This window comes from Streptomyces sp. NPDC058240 (genome assembly GCF_042882135.1).
Lineage (GTDB): Bacteria > Actinomycetota > Actinomycetes > Streptomycetales > Streptomycetaceae > Streptomyces.
This window is the reverse complement of record NZ_JBHVWT010000039.1, coordinates 19122-37040: the sequence shown is the minus strand read 5'-3', so window position 1 is coordinate 37040 and position 17919 is coordinate 19122. Positions and strand designations below refer to the sequence as shown.

The 17919-nt window shown below is 70.3% G+C and carries 19 protein-coding genes; 10 read left to right on the top strand and 9 right to left on the bottom strand.

Annotated features, from left to right (window positions below):
• The first annotated feature begins 281 nt into the window (after positions 1–281).
• On the top strand, positions 282–500 hold the full coding sequence (locus ACFVX4_RS33935; RefSeq protein WP_389984981.1) for a hypothetical protein: 219 nt from the start codon (positions 282–284) through the stop codon (positions 498–500).
• A gap of 32 nt (positions 501–532) precedes the next feature.
• On the opposite strand, the gene ACFVX4_RS33930 is transcribed toward ACFVX4_RS33935, so the two are convergent.
• Positions 533–1267, bottom strand: coding sequence for a ferritin-like fold-containing protein (locus tag ACFVX4_RS33930; RefSeq protein ID WP_389984948.1), 735 nt, complete (start codon positions 1265–1267; stop codon positions 533–535).
• A gap of 484 nt (positions 1268–1751) precedes the next feature.
• Here ACFVX4_RS33930 and ACFVX4_RS33925 point away from each other — a divergent pair, with 484 nt between their 5' ends.
• Both ACFVX4_RS33925 and ACFVX4_RS33920 read left to right on the top strand, forming a co-directional pair.
• Positions 1752–3602, top strand: coding sequence for a DEAD/DEAH box helicase (locus tag ACFVX4_RS33925; RefSeq protein ID WP_389984978.1), 1851 nt, complete (start codon positions 1752–1754; stop codon positions 3600–3602).
• A gap of 116 nt (positions 3603–3718) precedes the next feature.
• Positions 3719–4567, top strand: coding sequence for an alpha/beta fold hydrolase (locus tag ACFVX4_RS33920; protein WP_389984945.1), 849 nt, complete (start codon positions 3719–3721; stop codon positions 4565–4567).
• Between the two features lie 49 nt (positions 4568–4616).
• On the opposite strand, the gene ACFVX4_RS33915 is transcribed toward ACFVX4_RS33920, so the two are convergent.
• Positions 4617–5504 carry an NYN domain-containing protein gene (locus tag ACFVX4_RS33915; RefSeq protein ID WP_266414637.1) on the bottom strand — a complete coding sequence of 296 codons (888 nt, stop codon included), beginning with the start codon at positions 5502–5504 and terminating at the stop codon, positions 4617–4619.
• A gap of 221 nt (positions 5505–5725) precedes the next feature.
• Between ACFVX4_RS33915 and ACFVX4_RS33910 the strand changes: the two genes are divergently transcribed.
• On the top strand, positions 5726–5878 hold the full coding sequence (locus ACFVX4_RS33910; protein WP_177328023.1) for a hypothetical protein: 153 nt from the start codon (positions 5726–5728) through the stop codon (positions 5876–5878).
• A gap of 76 nt (positions 5879–5954) precedes the next feature.
• On the opposite strand, the gene ACFVX4_RS33905 is transcribed toward ACFVX4_RS33910, so the two are convergent.
• The 3 genes from ACFVX4_RS33905 to ACFVX4_RS33895 form a co-directional block, all read right to left on the bottom strand.
• Positions 5955–6560 (bottom strand): MarC family protein, encoded by a 606-nt coding sequence (locus ACFVX4_RS33905; protein WP_266414641.1) that lies wholly within the window; start codon positions 6558–6560, stop codon positions 5955–5957.
• 157 nt (positions 6561–6717) lie between these two features.
• A complete protein-coding gene (locus ACFVX4_RS33900) occupies positions 6718–7584 on the bottom strand; it encodes a PHP domain-containing protein (protein WP_389984941.1) in 867 nt (288 codons plus the stop codon).
• A 152-nt stretch (positions 7585–7736) separates the two neighbouring features.
• Positions 7737–8375, bottom strand: coding sequence for a DUF6758 family protein (locus ACFVX4_RS33895; RefSeq protein WP_389984938.1), 639 nt, complete (start codon positions 8373–8375; stop codon positions 7737–7739).
• Positions 8376–8532: 157 nt separating this feature from the next.
• Here ACFVX4_RS33895 and ACFVX4_RS33890 point away from each other — a divergent pair, with 157 nt between their 5' ends.
• Positions 8533–9765 (top strand): MFS transporter, encoded by a 1233-nt coding sequence (locus ACFVX4_RS33890; protein ID WP_389984935.1) that lies wholly within the window; start codon positions 8533–8535, stop codon positions 9763–9765.
• Positions 9766–9852: 87 nt separating this feature from the next.
• Here the strand turns inward: ACFVX4_RS33890 and ACFVX4_RS33885 are convergent, their stop codons facing one another.
• A complete protein-coding gene (locus ACFVX4_RS33885) occupies positions 9853–10437 on the bottom strand; it encodes a suppressor of fused domain protein (RefSeq protein ID WP_266414650.1) in 585 nt (194 codons plus the stop codon).
• Between the two features lie 408 nt (positions 10438–10845).
• Between ACFVX4_RS33885 and ACFVX4_RS33880 the strand changes: the two genes are divergently transcribed.
• Complete coding sequence (locus ACFVX4_RS33880; RefSeq protein WP_266414652.1) at positions 10846–11961, top strand: magnesium and cobalt transport protein CorA; 1116 nt, start codon at positions 10846–10848, stop codon at positions 11959–11961.
• A 33-nt stretch (positions 11962–11994) separates the two neighbouring features.
• The gene (locus tag ACFVX4_RS33875; protein WP_385336154.1) at positions 11995–12516 is read left to right on the top strand and encodes a hypothetical protein; all 522 of its coding nucleotides are present in this window, start codon (positions 11995–11997) and stop codon (positions 12514–12516) included.
• A gap of 20 nt (positions 12517–12536) precedes the next feature.
• Here ACFVX4_RS33875 and ACFVX4_RS33870 read toward each other — a convergent pair whose 3' ends face one another.
• Complete coding sequence (locus ACFVX4_RS33870) at positions 12537–13301, bottom strand: hypothetical protein (protein ID WP_389984930.1); 765 nt, start codon at positions 13299–13301, stop codon at positions 12537–12539.
• A gap of 204 nt (positions 13302–13505) precedes the next feature.
• Here ACFVX4_RS33870 and ACFVX4_RS33865 point away from each other — a divergent pair, with 204 nt between their 5' ends.
• The 3 genes from ACFVX4_RS33865 to ACFVX4_RS33855 all read left to right on the top strand — a co-directional run bounded on the left by ACFVX4_RS33865 (position 13506) and on the right by ACFVX4_RS33855 (position 16557).
• Entirely contained in the window at positions 13506–14780 is a 1275-nt protein-coding gene (locus tag ACFVX4_RS33865) for a magnesium transporter MgtE N-terminal domain-containing protein (RefSeq protein WP_389984927.1), read from the top strand.
• The gene (locus ACFVX4_RS33860) at positions 14770–15327 is read left to right on the top strand and encodes a DUF1003 domain-containing protein (RefSeq protein ID WP_389984924.1); all 558 of its coding nucleotides are present in this window, start codon (positions 14770–14772) and stop codon (positions 15325–15327) included. Before ACFVX4_RS33865 ends, ACFVX4_RS33860 begins: the two co-directional genes overlap by 11 nt.
• 96 nt (positions 15328–15423) lie before the next feature.
• The gene (locus ACFVX4_RS33855; RefSeq protein ID WP_389984921.1) at positions 15424–16557 is read left to right on the top strand and encodes an Mrp/NBP35 family ATP-binding protein; all 1134 of its coding nucleotides are present in this window, start codon (positions 15424–15426) and stop codon (positions 16555–16557) included.
• 88 nt (positions 16558–16645) lie between these two features.
• On the opposite strand, the gene ACFVX4_RS33850 is transcribed toward ACFVX4_RS33855, so the two are convergent.
• Complete coding sequence (locus tag ACFVX4_RS33850) at positions 16646–17305, bottom strand: hypothetical protein (RefSeq protein ID WP_389984918.1); 660 nt, start codon at positions 17303–17305, stop codon at positions 16646–16648.
• A gap of 123 nt (positions 17306–17428) precedes the next feature.
• Entirely contained in the window at positions 17429–17914 is a 486-nt protein-coding gene (locus ACFVX4_RS33845; RefSeq protein WP_266414667.1) for a sec-independent translocase, read from the bottom strand.
• Positions 17915–17919 lie beyond the last annotated feature (5 nt).

Genomic DNA, 17919 nt, shown 5'->3' with positions numbered 1-17919 from the left:
CCACACTACGTTCTGGTTGGTCCTCGCTTCCCAAGACGCCCCCCGTCAATCTCTCACGCGCGACCCACACTCGCCCCCCCCCCCCCCCCCCGCTGCCCGTTCCGGCACGCGGTGATTCCTGTGCGAACCCCGTGCCGAGGAGGGTTGCGTTCCGCAACCCACGGGTAGTACCGCTTACGACCGATTTAGGGCAGGCCCTAACCGCCCCGCAACTCGCGAGGTGATCATCTGTGATCCTGGAACCACTCGGCTCCGTCGTGCTCGGACTCGCTCTCGCCTGGATGGCGCTCCGCTCCCTGCCGGACCGGCTCCCGTCCCGCCGTGCCGTCTTCACCACCGGCGCCCTGGGAGCCCTGTTCGGCGCGTATCTCATGCACTCGGTGCTGGGTCCGGGCCATGTCGTGGCCACGCTGATCGGCGCGGCGCTGATCGGGGCCGTGACGCTCTCGTTGCTGGTCCGCCCGCGGAGCCGCCGCCTGAGCCGATCAGCGGCGGCCTGAGGCCGGCCCGGCGGCCGGCCCCGGTGAGCCTGCTACGCGGCCAGTCCCAGCGCCGCCATCCGCTTGGTGTGCGCCTCGGTGATCCGCGAGAACATCCGCCCGACCTCCGCCAGGTCGAAGCCGTCCGCCACACCGCCGACGAGCATCGTCGACAGCGCGTCGCGGTCGGCCACCACCCGCTGCGCCTGGGAGAGCGCCTCGCCCATCAGCCGGCGTGCCCACAACGCGAGTCGGCCGCCGACGCGCGGGTCGGCCTCGATCGCGGCGCGCACCTTCTCGACGGCGAAGTTCCCGTGCCCGGTGTCGTCGAGCACGGCGAGGACGAGGGAACGGGTGTCCGAGTCGAGCCGGACCGCGACCTCCCGGTAGAAGTCACTGGCGATCGAGTCGCCGACGTATGCCTTGACCAGGCCCTCCAGCCAGTCCGACGGCGCGGTCTGGCGGTGGAAGTCGTCGAGCGCCTTGGCGAACGGATCCATCGCGCCGGTCGGCTCCACCTCGATCGCGGTCAGCCGGTCGGTGAGCCGCTCGAAGTGATGGAATTCGGCGGAGGCCATCTTTGCCAGCTCCGCCTTGTCGGCCAGCGTCGGCGCGAGTTTGGCGTCCTCGGCGAGCCGCTCGAAGGCTGCCAGCTCCCCGTAGGCGAGTGCTCCCAGCAGGTCCACGACCGCTGCCCGGTACTGCGGCTCCACCGACGCGGTGGCCCAGTCCTGGGCGGCGATTCCGGTGGGTTCAGGGGTTTCAGTGGCGTTGTCAGGCGTCTCCATGAAGCGCAGAATAGCCCGCCCGGCGGGGGACGGAAGGGCCTGGTCAGCCAGTGACATCACACCGTTCCGATGAATTCGCCCAACACACATGCACGAATCCGGGGTACAGTGGTATTGCGCCTACTGAGTATTTTGGATGTACCGGTGGCGTGAAAATGGTGAAAACGAATGAGGATGCCCGGTCGGTGGCCCGATCGGCTCCGACCCGACAGCCCTCCACGCGGGGCGTACGCCACGTACGACCGCAGATGAGGGGCCCCCTCAGCGGCACGAGCGCTCGAGCGACGGCAGTGGTCCCGCGCCACCCGGCCCATCCACGGCCGGATGACCAACCCCGGCACGGTACGACCCCCAGCGTTCGCCTCGGACCGCGTCTCACAGAAGAGGCAGCACCCTGACTACGTTTCGTGACCTCGGGATTCTTCCCGAGACGGCCGAGGCCCTTGAGGCCGTCGGCATCGTGTCCCCGTTCCCCATCCAGGAGATGACGCTCCCCGTCGCGCTCTCCGGCTCCGATGTCATCGGCCAGGCCAAGACCGGCACCGGCAAGACCCTCGGTTTCGGCCTGCCGCTGCTGGATCGCGTCACCGTCCCCGCGGACGTCGAGGCCGGCCGGGCCGCGCCCGAGGAGCTGACCGAGGCGCCGCAGGCGCTCGTCGTCGTCCCCACCCGTGAGCTCTGCCAGCAGGTGACCAACGACCTGCTGACCGCCGGCAAGGTGCGCAACGTCCGCGTTCTCGCGATCTACGGCGGCCGTGCGTACGAACCGCAGGTCGAGGCCCTGAAGAAGGGCGTCGACGTGATCGTCGGCACCCCGGGCCGACTGCTCGACCTGGCCGGACAGCGCAAGCTCGACCTCTCGCACGTCCGCGCGCTGGTGCTCGACGAGGCCGACGAGATGCTCGACCTGGGCTTCCTGCCCGATGTCGAGAAGATCATCACGATGCTTCCGCCGAAGCGGCAGACCATGCTGTTCTCGGCGACCATGCCGGGCGCCGTCATCGGTCTCGCGCGCCGCTACATGTCGCAGCCGACGCACATCCGCGCCACCTCGCCCGACGGTGAGGGCGCGACCGTCGCGAACATCTCGCAGCATGTCTTCCGGGCCCACTCGATGGACAAGCCGGAGATGGTCTCCCGCATCCTGCAGGCCAATGGCCGCGGACTCGCGATGATCTTCTGCCGTACGAAGCGCACGGCGGCCGACATCGCCGAGCAGCTGGAGAAGCGCGGCTTCGCGTCCGGCGCGGTCCATGGCGACCTCGGCCAGGGCGCCCGCGAGCAGGCGCTGCGCGCGTTCCGCAACGGCAAGGTGGACGTGCTCGTCTGCACCGACGTCGCGGCCCGCGGTATCGATGTCGAGGGCGTGACCCACGTCATCAACTATCAGTCGCCGGAGGACGAGAAGACGTACCTCCACCGCATCGGCCGGACCGGCCGCGCGGGCGCCAAGGGCATCGCGATCACGCTGGTCGACTGGGACGACATCCCGCGCTGGCAGCTGATCAACAAGGCGCTCGACCTGAAGTTCAACGACCCGGTCGAGACCTACTCCACCTCGCCGCACCTCTTCGAGGAGCTCGACATCCCGGCCGGCATCAAGGGTGTCCTGCCGCGTGCCGAGCGGACCCGTGCGGGTCTGCGGGCCGAGGAGATCGAGGACCTCGGCGAGACGGGCGGCCGCGGACGCAAGTCCGCCGCGGCTTCGGCGCCCGCCGTCCGCGAGGAGCATGCGCCGCGTACGCCGCGCCAGCGTCGTCGCACCCGGGGCGGCTCCGCCGTCCAGGAGGCGCCCGCCACCACCGCCGCGGTGCCGGCCCCGGCCCCCGAGGCCACCGACGCCCCGTCGGAGCCGCGTACGCCGCGTCGCCGTCGCCGTGCCCGGGTCGGCGCCCCGGAGGCCGCGGCCGAGGCCGTGATGAGCACGGTGGAGGCCGTGGTCGAGGTCGAGGTGGAGCCGAAGGCCGCCAAGGCCCCGGCCGAGGACGCTCCGGCGACCGAGACCAAGCCGCGCCGCCGCCGCGCCCGCGTGGTCAAGCCGGTCGTGGACGAGGTCGACTTCCAGATCGCGCCCATCGCCGAGCCGGTGGCCGAGACGAAGACGGTGACCAAGCCGCGCCGCCGCCCCCGCGTCGTCAAGCCGGCCGAGGACGAGGTCGACTTCCAGATCGCACCGATCTCCGAGCCCACCCCGGAGACCAAGCCGCGCCGCCGCACCCGTGCGGCCGCCAAGCCGAAGACGGAGGCCGTGGCCGAGGCCCCGGCCGCCGAGGGCGAGGCGAAGCCGCGCAGGCGTCGGGCGCCGCGCGCGACCGCCGCGAAGACCGAGGGCTGAGCGGCCACCGCTCAGAAGCCTGATCCGCCGGACGGGCCCGAGGACACCCTCGGGCCCGTCCGGCGTTCCGGCCCTCTCTTCTGCCCGTCCGGCGTTCCACGGCATAACCTCGTGCCATGAGCCGGCCGCACACCTTCACCCCGCCCCCCTGCGCCCACGCCCACCAGCTGCGCACGTCGCGCGGCGACTTCGCCGTACTGGACGTCTCGCCGCCCGGTGCCGCGCGCGGCACCGCCCTCCTGCTGCCCGGATACATGGGCAGCAAGGAGGACTTCATGGCGCTCCTCGAACCGCTCTCGGCCGCCGGGTACCGGATCGTCGCCGTGGACGGCCGCGGACAGTACGAGACCGATGGGACGGACCGTCAGGAGACCTACGCACAGGGCGAGTTGGCCCTGGATGTGCTCGCCCAGGCCGCCGCCCTCGGTGTCGGCGGCGAAGGCACCGTGCATCTTCTGGGGCACTCGCTCGGCGGGCAGATCGCCCGCGCCGCCGTACTGCTCGACGCCTCGCCGTTCCGTTCGTTGACGCTCATGTCGTCAGGACCCGCCGAGGTCGTCGAGGCCCAGCAGCTCAAGGTGAAGGTGCTCGGCGACGCGCTCGCGACGCTGAGCATGGCCGAGGTGTGGGAGGCGATGCGCGCCCTCGACCCGCCGGAGGACACGGCGACGGACGGCGAGGCCCTGCGCCGGCGCTGGCTGCGCCACCGGCCCGCCCAGCTGATCGCCACCGGCCGCCAGTTGGTGACCGAGCCGGACCGGGTGGCCGAACTCGCCGCCCTGCCGCTGCCGGTCCATGTGCTCTCCGGCGAGCGCGACGACACCTGGCCGGTGCCGCTGCTCGACGAGATGGCGCAGCGGCTCGGCGCGCACCGCACCCGGATCACGGGCGCCGAGCACTCCCCCAACACGGACCGCCCGGAGCAGACGGCGGCCGCGCTCGCCGCGTTCTGGGACAGCCTGTAGGCGGCGGGCGAGCGGGCCCGGTGCCGCGAGGGCTCAGTACTGCGAGGGCTCAGTACTGCGACTGAAGGTGCTGCCAGAAGCCGTCGCGCAGTGCCCGCCGCAGATGCGCGTGGCCGCGCAGCGAGTGCTGGAGCAGCCGTTCGGCCTCGACCAGCAGGTCCTGGTCGACGGAGCCCGGCAGGTACGGGTGTCCGGGCAGCAGATCGGCGAGGGACTCACGACCCCGGGCGGCCAGCCAGGCGGCGGCGATCTGCGCGCCGACGAAGCGGACGTCCTCGCGCGCGGGCGCGGGGGTGTCGTCCTCATAGGTGGTGACGGGGCGTCTGGTGACGTATGGACGGCAGAAGTCCAGGTCGAAGGTGCGCTGGCTGTCGACCTCCCAGAGCAGCGGCTCGGCCTGGTTGCGCCCCTCCCCCGCCTCGATGCCCCACAGGTGCACCCGGGCCCCGTACCCCTGCGCCGCCTCCACCGCGGAGACCAGGTCCTCGTCGCCGCCGACCAGTGCCGCGTCGCTGATGGCGCGGTGCCGGGCGAGCGATTCGAGGTCGGTGCGGATCAGTGAATCGACGCCCTTCTGCTGGTTGTTGGCGTTGAGGTTGCCGAGTCTGACCTTGACGTCGGGGAGTTCGGCGATGGACTGCTGCTCGACGGTGTGGATGCGCCGCCGGGCTCCGTCGTACCAGTACACGCGCAGCAGCCTGCTGTCCGCGAAAATCGTCCGGGCCTTGTCGATGAAGGCCTCGATCAGTCCTTCCGCGTCGAGGTCGAAGGAACGGCGGTCCTCGGTGCCGGTGACCAGCAGTCCGGCCGCCGCGTACACATAGCCCGCATCCACGAAGATCGCGTGGGTCGAGGGGGTCTTCGACACCTCGGCGAGCACGCGCTGGAGCAGCTCGTTGGTGCGGTCCAGGCGCTCGCGGATCTCTGCCTCGTTCATTCGGGCCTCGTCGTGGACCTCGTCGCCCGCGGATGCTCGGTGACCTGCTGATACTTAGACATCCAAAAAATTTCCTTAGCGTAGGGAATGTTTGCCTGAAGCAAGCCGTTATACCTCTCGTGGAGCGCAGGACAGTGATGTCCGGTGCTCTCATCCTTGCGGACGGGTCATCCGTCCTCCCAGTAGTTCTCCAGCAGGAGGATCAGACGAAGGGAAGCCTTATGCGCTTCGAGATCATGCGACTCGACGATGTCGACGGTACCGCCGTGGACAGCACCGTCGTGGACGCCGCCTCCGTCAACCGGATCGTGCAGCAGGCCGCAGCCATAGGCCAGCGCATCTATATCCGCCCGGCCGAAACCTCGGCTTCGTAACGCACGACGACGCACAAAGACGAAGCGCCCCCGCACGGAAGGTCCGTGCGGGGGCGCTGTGGTACCGGCGGGCGCCTCAGGAGTTCTGGATGACCTGGGTGACGCCGTTGATGATCTGCTGCACGGCGATGGCGGACAGCATCATTCCGGCGAGCCTGGTCACCAGCACGACGCCGCCGTCCTTGATGACCCGGATGATCAGCAGCGAGTAGCGCATGGTCAGCCAGAGCACGATGTGCATGGCGACGATCGCCGACCAGACCGAGATCTGGCTCCCCACGCTGTCGGCGTGCTGCACCGCCAGAATCACCGAGACGATCGCACCGGGCCCGGCGAGCAGCGGCATGCCCAGCGGTACGAGCGCCACGTTGACGTCCTTGGTCTGCGTCGGCTCGTCGGTCTTGCCGGTCAGCAGATCGAGCGCGATCAGCAGCAGGAGCAGCCCGCCCGCGATCATCAGGGCGGGTACGGAGACATGCAGGTAGTCGAGGATCTGCTGCCCGAGCAGACCGAAGACGGCGATCACACCGAAGGCGACGGCGACCGCCTGGAGCGCCATTCGGCGCTGCATCTTGGCGGGGCGGCCCGCGGTGAGTGCGAGGAAGATCGGGGTGATCCCGGGGGGATCCATAATCACAAAAAGCGTGAGAAAAAGGGATCCGAAGACAGCGACGTCGAACACAGTGAGCCTTGCGAGAAGAGAGAAACGGCCTGAAGAAGCGCACCCCGAAGCCATGACGGCGGCCTGACGGCCGGGTGCGCGGAAGTTGGAACGCTGAGGTGGGACGGACGGCGGTACGCGTACGGGGTCCGTGCTCCGGCCCCCGGCGCGTGCGTCGTTACGCGGGGCGGGGCCCGCCTGCTCCCGGCACCGGGAAGGCTCCCGTGGCGCGCCGGGTGATCTCGCCGTAGATCTCGGGGTCGGTGGTGTACTCGCCGAGCCCGACGGTCTTGCGGCTGCCGTGGTAGTCGCTGGACCCGGTCGTCAGCAACCCCAGGTCGCGGGCGAGCCCGCGCAGCCTGGCCCTGGTCGGCTCGTCGTGGTCCATGTGGTCGACCTCGATGCCGTCGAGGCCGGCGGCGGCGAGCCGCGCTATCGAGGACTCGGGCACCACCTCGCCGCGCTTGACGGCGGCCGGGTGGGCGAAGACGGTGACGCCACCGGCGGCCTTGACCAGCCGGATCGCCTCGAAGGGGTCGAGTTCGTGCTTCTCGGCGTAGGCGCGTCCGCCGTCCGCGAGCCATTCGGGCGTGAAGGCGTCGGAGACGGTCTCGACGACACCGAGCTCGACGAGCGCGGTGGCGATGTGCGGCCTGCCGACCGAACCGTCCCCGGCGATCCTCGCGACCTGCTCCCACTCGATCGGAACGCCGAGCGCCTGGAGCTTGCCCACCATGGTCCGGGCGCGCGGCACCCGGTCGTCCCGTACCAGCTCGCGTTCGCGGGCCAGCTCGGGCTCGTCGGGATCGAAGAGGTACGCCAGCATGTGCAGGCCCACGCCGTCGATCCGGCAGGAGAGCTCGGCGCCGGTGACGAGGGTGAGCCCCTCGGGAAGGGCGGCGATCGCCCCGGCGTGGCCGCGCACGGTGTCGTGGTCGGTGAGCGCGACGACGTCCAGGCCCGCGGCGGCGGCGTTGAGCACCAGCTCCGCGGGGGTGTCCGTGCCGTCCGACGCGGTGGAGTGGGTGTGCAGGTCGATGCGCACGACGCGTACTCCAGTGCTCGGAAGCGGACCAAGGGGACGTCTCAGGATAACTGGCATTCGAACGGCGTCCGGCCGGGCACGGAGGGCCCCGGGGCTCAGAGCCTGTCGGGTGACCGCGTCCGCTGTCCGGTCGGAGGTCACCCGACAGGCTCTCAGCCGAGCAGTCGTGGTGTGAGCGCCCCGCACGGTACGAGGTCCATCTCTCCTCCGGCCTCGCGCAGATCGGCGAGCACCAGCTCGTCGTACATCAGGAGCCCGGACTGCTCGGGCCAGACGATCGCCCAGAGCCAGAGCCCGCGCGCCTCGCCCGCGAAGACCGCCCGGTCCGCGGGGGCTCCCTTGACGTGCCACAGCGGGGTGGGGCGTCCGGCCGCGAGCATCTTGACGTCCGGCGGACCCTCGACGTCCAGGTAGGGGCCGGGGTCGGGGCCGTCGATCCCCGCGTAGCGCGCGCCGAGCCCGACACCGAGCTCCTCGGTGACGAGCAGCAGTTCGCCGATACCGCCGACGGGGCCGGGGCCGGAACAGGCGACGGCACTGGCCCGGCCACCGCTGCGGTCGTCACCCGCGCTCGCCACTCCGGTGAACAGCCAGCCGACCGGCAACGGCCAGGGCATCCACACCGGGACCTGGGAGCGGCGCACCACCACCCCCAGCGCTTCGACGCCGGGCGGAACCACCGGCTGCAGCGGTTGCACGCTGCCGTGCACGGCGCACTGCCAGGTGTCGGCGAACAGACCGGGCGCTCTGACCCGGCCTCCGCACTTCGGGCAACTGGGTTCGCCCCTCATAGCGACCAACGGTCCTCCAGGACCGTCGCCGCGTCAAGGAAGATCACCCGTCCGCAGCGGGGCCACCACCTGCGGAATTAGATGTAACTTGCACTCATTAGGTTCTCTAACTTATTCTATGTATATCGCAACGATCTAGTGGAGAGCGAGAAGACCCATGCAGGGAGAGGATCCGTTCGATCAGGGCGCGGGCAGCATCCTGCGCCAGCCGAAGGCCGTCTGGGCCACGGCGGGCGCCTCTGTTGTCGCGTTCATGGGAATCGGCCTGGTGGACCCGATTCTGCCGTCCATCGCCAAGGGCCTGGAGGCGACGCCGAGCCAGGTGTCCCTGCTCTTCACCTCGTACTTCCTGATCACCGCCGTGGCGATGCTCGTCACCGGCTTCGTGTCCAGCCGGATCGGCGGCCGCAAGACGCTCCTGGCCGGCCTCGCGCTCGTCGTCGTCTTCGCCGCGCTCTCCGGCACCTCGTCGTCCGTCGGCGAACTCGTCGGTTTCCGGGCCGGCTGGGGGCTGGGCAACGCGCTCTTCGTGTCGACCGCGCTGGCCGTGATCGTCGGTGCGGCGGCCGGCGGCAGCTCCGCGGCGATCCTGCTCTACGAGTCGGCACTCGGCCTCGGCATGGCCTGCGGGCCGCTGGTCGGCGCCCTGCTCGGTGACGCCAGCTGGCGCTACCCGTTCTTCGGCACGGCCGCGCTGATGGCCATCGGCTTCATCTGCATCACGGCGTTCCTGAAGGAACAGCCCAGGCCCGCCCGGAAGACCTCGCTGCTCGACCCGATCAAGGCGCTCGGCCACGGCGGTCTGGCCTCGGTCGCGACCTCGGCGTTCTTCTACAACTACTCGTTCTTCACGATCCTGGCGTTCACCCCGTTCGTGCTGAACATGACGCCCTACAAGTCGGGCGCGGTGTTCTTCGCCTGGGGTCTGCTGCTCGCGGTCTTCTCGGTGCTCGTCGCCCCGCGGCTGCAGGAGCGCTTCGGTTCGCTGAAGGTGCTCGGCGCCTCGCTGGTGCTGCTCGCCGCCGACCTGCTGGTCCTGGGATACGGCAACCACACCACCGCCATCGTCTGCACGATCGTCTCCGGCGCCTTCATCGGCATGAACAACACCGTCTACACGGAGCTGGCGCTCGGTGTCTCGGACGCGCCGCGCCCGGTGGCGAGCGCGGGTTACAACTTCGTCCGCTGGTTCGCCGCGGCCGCCGCCCCGTACCTCGCCCCGAAGATCGAGGAGTGGAGCAACATCCACATCCCGTTCGTGGTCGCCGCGGTCACGGCCGTGGTCGGTGCGATCGTCGTCTGGATCCGTCGTTCGGCGCTGACCCACGAGGCGGAGGAGCTGGAGCCGAAGCACGCCACCGAGGACAGCGTCACGGTCTTCGCCGACTGACCTCTCCGCCCGCCCCGCACCGCCCCGCCCGCGGCTCCCCCTCCTGGCCGCGCGGCGGGGCTTCCGTAGGCCCGGCCGATGTACGTCTCAGTCGAGCGCCACGGAGCCGCGCAGCGGATCACGCAGGTCCGTACCGTGCGAGAGCCACCGCTCCTGGAGCTCCTGCGCGCCCCTGACCCGCTTCCACGCGGCCTCGTTGTGCGTCATCGGCAGCAGCGGCAGGAACCGCACCGGCTCCATCGGCTCGTCCATCTCCAGATCCTCCACCAGACCACCCGGCTCGGCGACCAGTACGGAGCTGAACGGCGCCCCGGGCCACAGCGGTTCACCGACCTCCAGCGAGGCGCCGGGCGCCACGATCACTCCCTCGACCTGCGGGGAGGCCGCGAGCACGGCGAGCGGGCGCAGCACCTTGTCGGTGTCGGCGAGTCCGGCGCGCACGGAGAGGACCAGTTCGGCGCGCGGGCCCTTCACCGGGTCCACGAGGGCCGCGGTCGGGTCGGCCATCGGCTGCGCCGACATACCGAGCGTGGCGTAGCGCACCACATCGCCGTCGACGAAGCGCAGCACCTCGATCCGGTCCGTGCCGAGAAACGTCACTGCGGCGCGCGCGTCCGGTTCACCGAGGGCCGTCAGCAGCCGGGCCTCGACCAGAGCAAGAATTTCTCCCATCCCGCGAGCATAGGACGCGTATGGAACGGGCAAAGTAAGGGATTGGCCGTCAGTCGGCTGATAGTCTTGGCCGCTGGTCGGGGCAGCACGCAGAAGCGTCGCTCTCAGCCCCGACGACACGTCATCCCCCAAGGGGGACCGGCTGGAGGAGGTGGGGCTGCAATGGATCGAAGTCGACCGTGCAGTACCAACCGCTCTTCCGCACTCCACCTTTCTTGGTGATCTGAAGCCTTCTCGGTCAAGGCCCATGGCATTGCGCACGACGGAAGAGCACTCCTTTTTTGCCTGTCTGTAGCGAACGCCGTCATCGTGCCGCTGCGGTGCCGCCCGCTTTGCGGACGTGAGCACACGTCCCCATTCCGGGCTGTTCCACGTGCCCGACGACGGCCCTCCGTGAAGGAGCCAGCCATGTCGATGATCCGCGACCTGCGCGCCGCCGTGCGCCCGTCCCTGCGCAAGAGCAACGCCCTGCACAGCAGTTACGACGCCACCCGTGACCCCTCCGCCTCCAGCGCGGTCGTCGACTGCGCGGTCTACCGCGACGGACGGCGCCTGGAGAGCGGCACCTGCCGCACGCCGCACGAGGCGATGCTCCAGGTGCGGGAGGAGGGCGGCTTCGCCTGGATCGGCCTGCACGAGCCGACCGAGGAGGAATTCGCCGGTATCGCCCGGGAGTTCGGGCTGCACCCGCTCGCCGTCGAGGACGCCGTCCACGCCCACCAGCGCCCGAAGCTGGAGCGGTACGACGACACGCTGTTCACCGTCTTCAAGACCATCCACTACGTCGAGCACACCGAGCTCACCGCCACCAGCGAGGTGGTCGAGACCGGCGAGGTGATGTGCTTCACCGGCCGGGACTTCGTCATCACCGTGCGGCACGGCGGCCACGGCTCGCTGCGCGCGCTGCGGCACCGGTTGCAGGACGACCCCGAACTGCTCGCCAAGGGACCGTCCGCGGTCCTGCACTCCATCGCCGACCATGTCGTCGACGGCTACATCGCGGTGGCCGGCGCCGTCCAGGACGACATCGACGAGGTGGAGATCGAGGTCTTCTCCACCCCGGCCAAGGGCAGCCCGCGCGGTTCGGACGCCGGCCGGATCTACCAGCTGAAGCGTGAGGTCCTGGAGTTCAAGCGGGCGGTGTCGCCGTTGCTGCGGCCGATGCAGCTGCTGAGCGAGCGGCCCATGCGGCTGATCGACCCGGACATCCAGAAGTACTTCCGTGACGTCGCCGACCACCTGGCGCGGGTGCACGAGGAAGTCATCGGCTTCGACGAACTGCTGAACTCGATCCTCCAGGCCAGCCTGGCCCAGGCGACCGTCGCGCAGAACGAGGACATGCGCAAGATCACGTCCTGGGCGGCCATCATCGCCGTACCGACGATGATCTGTGGCGTCTACGGCATGAACTTCAAGCACATGCCCGAGCTCCGCTGGACGTACGGCTACCCGATGGTGCTGGGCGTCATCGGGGTGGTCTGCTTCTCCATCCACCGCACGCTCAAGCGCAACGGCTGGCTCTGACGCCGCCTCCGCCCGGTCCCATAGAGTTCGGGCATGACTGCTGCTGCCGCTGATGTGCCACTGGGCCGGGCCCTCGTCGAGGAGGCCACCAAGAAGTCCGGCCTCATCTGGGTGCGGGGCACCGGTCCCGCGCGGGCGCTGTGGCACGTATGGCACGAGGGCGCGGCGCATCTGGTCGGGGACGGCCCCGGCGAGCAGCCGCTCCCGGCCGGGCTCACCGACGGGTCCGCCGCCGAGGTGACCGTGCGCAGCAAGGACAAGGGCGGCCGGCTGGTCGCCTGGACGGCCGCCGTGACGGAACTCGCGCCGCACTCCGAACAGTGGGAGGCCGCGGTCGCCGAGCTCAAGGGCAAGCGGCTGAACGCACCGGACGCCGAGCTGATGACGGAGCGCTGGGCGCGCGAGTGCCGGGTGCTGCGGCTGACGCCCGGCGAGTTCCGTACGGAGCTGCCGGACGGCTCCCTGGCCGCGGCGCCACTGCCGACGTCCGCGACCACACGACGGCCGGTGCCCGCGGGGCTGCCGCGCCTGCTGAAGCAGGGGCGCAAGGGCTGACGGGGCGGCGCGGCCCGCCTTCAGGACGCCGTTCTGGGCAGCTGCTTCCCGTAGTCGACCGTGTCCACCTGCGCCGGGGCCTCCAGGGGGAAGTCCTTGCCCCAGTCCGACAGCGTGACGATCCCCCCGCCGCCGCCACGCGCGAAACGCAGCGGATACGCCTTGCCCTCCAGCGAGACGTCGAGCAGGCCGCCCTCGCCCCTGCCGCCCATGATCTGGACGGTCCGGGTCGCGCCGACCTTCTGCCGGTCACCCTTGTTGAGGGTGCCGTGCAGCGTGAGCATCCCGTCGAGCAGGGTCTTCTTGTCCGTGAAGCCGCGCAGCTGCTTGTACGTGGGGTCGTCCTGGGGCACCTTCACGTACTTGTTCTGGAGCTTGTCCGCGGCCGCGCCGCCCGCCTCGCTGTCGGCGCCGGGCTTCTCCTCGTGGCTCCAGAACCCGGAGTCCGCCTTCAGATAGAGCTCGTCGCCGATCCGCAGCAGCTCGAAGGTGCTGTCCTTCGAGACCACGGAGCCGGTGCCGCCCTTCTCCTTGAGCTGCATGTTGAGCCTGTACGTGCCGCCCTTGCTGACCAGGGTTCCGGCGAGGCGCACCGCGTCGGCGGCGTCCGCCGCGCCCTGTGCCTTCTTCTCGATCTCCGTGGCGTCCAGCTTGCCGACGCCGTTGGTCCCCTGGTCCGGATCCTCGCCCCCGCACCCCGTGAGGGCTGCTGCCAGCCCCGCACAGAACAGGGCGGCGAGAGCGGTCCGGCGTCGGGCCCGGACGGGCGGAACGGAAGAGGTCACGGGCGCACTGCCTCTCATCTGCATCGCGGGGGGTGGCAGACGGCAGCGTACCTGTGCCGTACCCGCCTTCCGGCAGGGAGCCGTACGGACGGCTCCCCCGGGGCAACCCGGAGCGGTACGGGCTAGCCTGATCCCGTCGTAACGGTTGATTAACTGCCAAACGGACCAGCCGGAGAAGTCGTACACGGAAGAAGGAGGCGCACGATGGCGGCAGGCGCCCCTCGGGTGTTCGTCTCCCACATCGCCGGCGTACCGGTCTTCGACCCCAACGGCGACCAGGTGGGCCGCGTGCGCGATCTGGTCGCGATGCTCCGGGTCGGCGGCAGGCCGCCCCGGCTGCTCGGGCTCGTCGTCGAGGTGCTCAGCCGCCGCCGGATCTTCCTCCCGATGACCCGGGTCACCGGGATCGAGTCCGGCCAGGTCATCACCACCGGCGTGGTCAACATGCGGCGCTTCGAACAGCGGCCCACCGAACGTCTGGTGCTCGGCGAATTCCTCGACCGGCGGGTCCGCCTTGTGGAGACCGGCGAGGAGGTCACCGTCCTCGACGTCTCCGTCCAGCAGCTCCCGGCCCGCCGCGACTGGGAGATCGACAAGTACTTCGTACGCAAGGGCAAGGGCGGAGCGCTGCGCCGCAAGGGCGAGACCCTGACGGTCGAGTGGTCGGCGGTCAGCGGGTTCTCGCTGGAGGAGGTCGGACAGGGCGCCGAGACCCTGGTCGCCACGTTCGAGCGACTGCGCCCGACGGACGTGGCCAACGCGCTGCACCATCTGTCGCCGAAACGGCGGGCCGAGGTCGCCGCCGCACTCGACGACGACCGGCTCGCCGACGTCCTGGAGGAGCTGCCCGAGGACGACCAGGTGGAGATCATCGGCAAGCTCCAGGAGGAACGCGCCGCCGACGTCCTGGAGGCGATGGACCCGGACGACGCGGCCGACCTGCTGTCCGAGCTGCCCGAGGAGGACAAGGAGCGGCTGCTGATGCTGATGCGGCCGGACGACGCGGCCGATGTGCGGCGCCTCATGTCGTACGAGGAGCGGACCGCGGGCGGGCTGATGACCACCGAGCCGATCATCCTCCGGCCGGACGCGACGGTCGCCGACGCGCTCGCCCGGGTCCGGCAGGCGGACCTGTCCCCGGCGCTCGCCGCCCAGGTGTACGTGTGCCGGTCGCCCGACGAGACCCCGACCGGCAAGTACCTGGGCACCGTGCACTTCCAGCGGCTGCTGCGGGATCCGCCGTACGCCCTGGTCAGCTCGATCGTCGACAGCGATCTCGTCCCCCTCGCCCCGGACACCCCGCTGCCGGCCGTGACGAGCTATCTGGCCGCGTACAACCTGGTCTCGGCGCCCGTGGTGGACGAGAGCGGGTCGCTGCTCGGCGCGGTGACGGTCGACGACGTGCTCGACCATCTGCTGCCCGACGACTGGCGGGAGACGGACTTCCACAGCGAGGAGGGGGTCGCCGATGGCCGCTGAGGAACGCCAGAAGACGACGCCGGCGGGGGCCTCGGGCATCGCACGCCCGCCCCGTTCCCGGCTGGACCAGCCGAAGGACCCGCGCCGGCGGATGCTGCCCGACTACGACCCCGAGGCGTTCGGCCGGTTCTCCGAGCGGATCGCGCGCTTCCTGGGCACCGGGCGGTTCATCGTCTGGATGACGCTGGTCATCATCGTCTGGGTGCTGTGGAACATCTTCGCGCCCGTGCACTGGCGGTTCGACCAGTACCCGTTCATCTTCCTGACGCTGATGCTGTCGCTCCAGGCCTCGTACGCGGCCCCGCTGATCCTGCTCGCGCAGAACCGGCAGGACGACCGTGACCGGGTCACCCACGAGCAGGACCGCAAGCAGAACGAGCGCTCCATCGCGGACACCGAGTACCTGACACGGGAGATCGCGTCGCTGCGGATGGGGCTCGGCGAGGTCGCCACCCGCGACTGGATCCGCTCCGAACTGGAGGACCTCGCGAAGGATCTCGACGACCGGCGCCCCCTGCTCCCGGCCGAGAGCGACGAAGACCGCTGACGGATGCTACTCACGCGTAGCGGCAGGCGCCGCAACGCCCTCCCGTCGCCCACCACCACCATCGAGGAGCGCTGCGCGCACCCGTACTATCGAGGTATGGCTACGGAAGACGCGGTGCTTGAGGCACTGGCGACAGTGAACGACCCGGAGATCCACCGTCCGATCACCGAACTGGGCATGGTGAAATCGGTCGAGATCGATGCTGACGGTGCGGTCGCTGTCACGGTCTACCTCACGGTCTCGGGCTGCCCGATGCGCGAGACGATCACCAAGAACGTGACGGACGCGGTCGCCCGTGTCGACGGCGTCTCGCGGGTCGACGTCACGCTCGACGTGATGAGCGACGAACAGCGCAAGGAGCTCGCGTCCTCGCTGCGCGGCGGCACGGCGGAGCGCGAGGTGCCGTTCGCCAAGCCCGGCTCGCTGACCCGCGTCTACGCGGTCGCGTCCGGCAAGGGCGGCGTCGGCAAGTCGTCCGTGACGGTGAACCTGGCGGCCGCGATGGCGGCCGACGGCCTCAAGGTCGGTGTCGTGGACGCGGACATCTACGGGCACAGCGTGCCGCGGATGCTCGGTGCGGACGGCAAGCCGACCCAGGTCGAGAACATGATCATGCCGCCGTCGGCGCACGGCGTGAAGGTCATCTCCATCGGCATGTTCACCCCGGGCAACGCCCCGGTGGTGTGGCGCGGACCGATGCTCCACCGCGCACTCCAGCAGTTCCTCGCCGATGTGTACTGGGGCGACCTCGACATCCTCCTGCTCGACCTGCCGCCGGGCACCGGCGACATCGCGATCTCGGTGGCGCAGCTCGTGCCGAACGCCGAGATCCTGGTCGTCACGACACCGCAGCAGGCGGCGGCCGAGGTGGCCGAGCGGGCCGGATCGATCGCCGTGCAGACGCACCAGAAGATCGTAGGCGTCGTCGAGAACATGTCGGGCATGCCGTGCCCGCACTGCGACGAGATGGTCGACGTGTTCGGCTCGGGCGGCGGCGCGCGGGTCGCCGAGGGCCTGACGAAGACGGTCGGCGCGGAGGTGCCCGTGCTCGGCTCCATCCCGATCGACGTACGGCTGCGCGAGGGCGGCGACGAGGGCAAGCCGGTCGTCCTGTCCGACCCCGACTCCCCGGCCGGCAAGGCGCTGCGCACCATCGCGGACAAGCTGGGCGGCCGTCAGCGCGGCCTGTCGGGCATGTCGCTGGGCATCACCCCGCGCAACAAGTTCTGAAGCAGCGGGCGGTGACCGGTCCCGGCCGGTCACCGCTCCGTCCCGCGCGTACGTACGTCTCCTTGCTACGCGTACGTGTGCCCGCGTCCTACGCGTACGTCGTGATGTCGCCGATCACGGAGAACCCCAGCCCGTACGCGCTCATCCCCCGCCCGTACGCGCCGATGTGCACCCCGCCGTGCGCCGATCCCGCCAGTACCCAGCCGAATTCGGACTCGCGGTAGTGGAACGGCACGGGGACACCGTCCACCGGCAGTGACAGCACCGACCACGCGGGGCCGTCCAGGTCGTCGGCGAGTTCGAAGGCCGTCTCCGTCTGCTGGTCCAGCCAGTCGTCGCGCAGCGCGTAGTCCATCTGCGGGGGCCACGTACAGGCGAGCAGACCGGACCCGGCCAGCCAGGCCGCGGAGGACACCGTGGTGGCGTCCAGCACCCCCGTGCCGTCGCCGCTGCGTCGCACCGGGCTGCTGGCCATCGACACGACGACGGCGAACCGTTGCTTCTCGGCGCCCGCGTCGGCCCGGACCGACGGTTCGTCACCGTGACCGATGGAACCGTGCTGCACCGTGCCGTCCGCCGCGGTGCCCACCTGCATCAGCCGGCGCGGCCCGGTGAAGGCCTCGTCCAGTCCGTACCAGGGAAACGTGGCTGCCAGGAAGCCGTCGGCAATACGCCGGGCCGCCGGCACCCCCTCTGCGGTGACTGTGCCCGGCGCATCTTCCGCGCCCACCCGACTTGTCGCCTCCATCTGCCCGGCCGCCTCCTCGATCCGTTGGGTCCGGAGCGGCCCGCCCCCCAACGGGCGTACTCACAACCGGACAGATGGAGAATAGCCATACCGCCCGGACGAGCCTGGATTGGCGGGGGGGGGTCAGGTGGCGTCGGCGTCGAACGGCGGCCGGTCGTCCTTGCCGGGCTGGTCACGCTTCTTGAGCAGGTCCGGAGCACCGGCGGAGCCGTTGGCGGCGGTGATCGCCGAGCCGCTCGACACGCTGCTCCGGGAGTCCGCGGACTCCACGTCCTTGCTCTCCCGGCCGTTCACCGCGTCGGTGACCTCGGCAAGATCCTTGCGCAGGTCGAAGCTCTCGCGGATCTCCTTCAGCCCCAGGTCGTCATTGCCGTCCATGAGCTGCTTTCGGACGAACGTCTTGGGGTTGAGGTCCTCGAACTCGAAGTCCTTGAACTCCGGGCCGAGCTCCGTACGGATGTCCTCCTTGGCGCTCTCCGAGAACTCACGGATCTTGCGGATGAAGCGCGAGGCGTCCTGGATGACCTTGGGCAGCTTGTCCGGGCCGAAGATCAGCACGCCCAGAATCGCGAGCGTCGCCAGCTCGAGTACGCCTATGTCATTGAACACCCTGT

Coding starts and splice junctions, on each gene's coding strand:
- ACFVX4_RS33925 (WP_389984978.1), top strand. CDS start 1,752: ATGACGCTCCCCGTCGCGCTCTCCGGCTCCGATGTCATCGGCCAGGCC.
- ACFVX4_RS33935 (WP_389984981.1), top strand. CDS start 282: ATGGCGCTCCGCTCCCTGCCGGACCGGCTCCCGTCCCGCCGTGCCGTC.
- ACFVX4_RS33875 (WP_385336154.1), top strand. CDS start 11,995: ATGACTGCTGCTGCCGCTGATGTGCCACTGGGCCGGGCCCTCGTCGAG.
- ACFVX4_RS33920 (WP_389984945.1), top strand. CDS start 3,719: ATGAGCCGGCCGCACACCTTCACCCCGCCCCCCTGCGCCCACGCCCAC.
- ACFVX4_RS33880 (WP_266414652.1), top strand. CDS start 10,846: ATGTCGATGATCCGCGACCTGCGCGCCGCCGTGCGCCCGTCCCTGCGC.
- ACFVX4_RS33910 (WP_177328023.1), top strand. CDS start 5,726: ATGCGCTTCGAGATCATGCGACTCGACGATGTCGACGGTACCGCCGTG.
- ACFVX4_RS33890 (WP_389984935.1), top strand. CDS start 8,533: ATGCAGGGAGAGGATCCGTTCGATCAGGGCGCGGGCAGCATCCTGCGC.
- ACFVX4_RS33865 (WP_389984927.1), top strand. CDS start 13,506: ATGGCGGCAGGCGCCCCTCGGGTGTTCGTCTCCCACATCGCCGGCGTA.
- ACFVX4_RS33850 (WP_389984918.1), bottom strand. CDS start 17,305: ATGGAGGCGACAAGTCGGGTGGGCGCGGAAGATGCGCCGGGCACAGTC.
- ACFVX4_RS33930 (WP_389984948.1), bottom strand. CDS start 1,267: ATGGAGACGCCTGACAACGCCACTGAAACCCCTGAACCCACCGGAATC.
- ACFVX4_RS33885 (WP_266414650.1), bottom strand. CDS start 10,437: ATGGGAGAAATTCTTGCTCTGGTCGAGGCCCGGCTGCTGACGGCCCTC.
- ACFVX4_RS33895 (WP_389984938.1), bottom strand. CDS start 8,375: ATGAGGGGCGAACCCAGTTGCCCGAAGTGCGGAGGCCGGGTCAGAGCG.
- ACFVX4_RS33915 (WP_266414637.1), bottom strand. CDS start 5,504: ATGAACGAGGCAGAGATCCGCGAGCGCCTGGACCGCACCAACGAGCTG.
- ACFVX4_RS33855 (WP_389984921.1), top strand. CDS start 15,424: ATGGCTACGGAAGACGCGGTGCTTGAGGCACTGGCGACAGTGAACGAC.
- ACFVX4_RS33860 (WP_389984924.1), top strand. CDS start 14,770: ATGGCCGCTGAGGAACGCCAGAAGACGACGCCGGCGGGGGCCTCGGGC.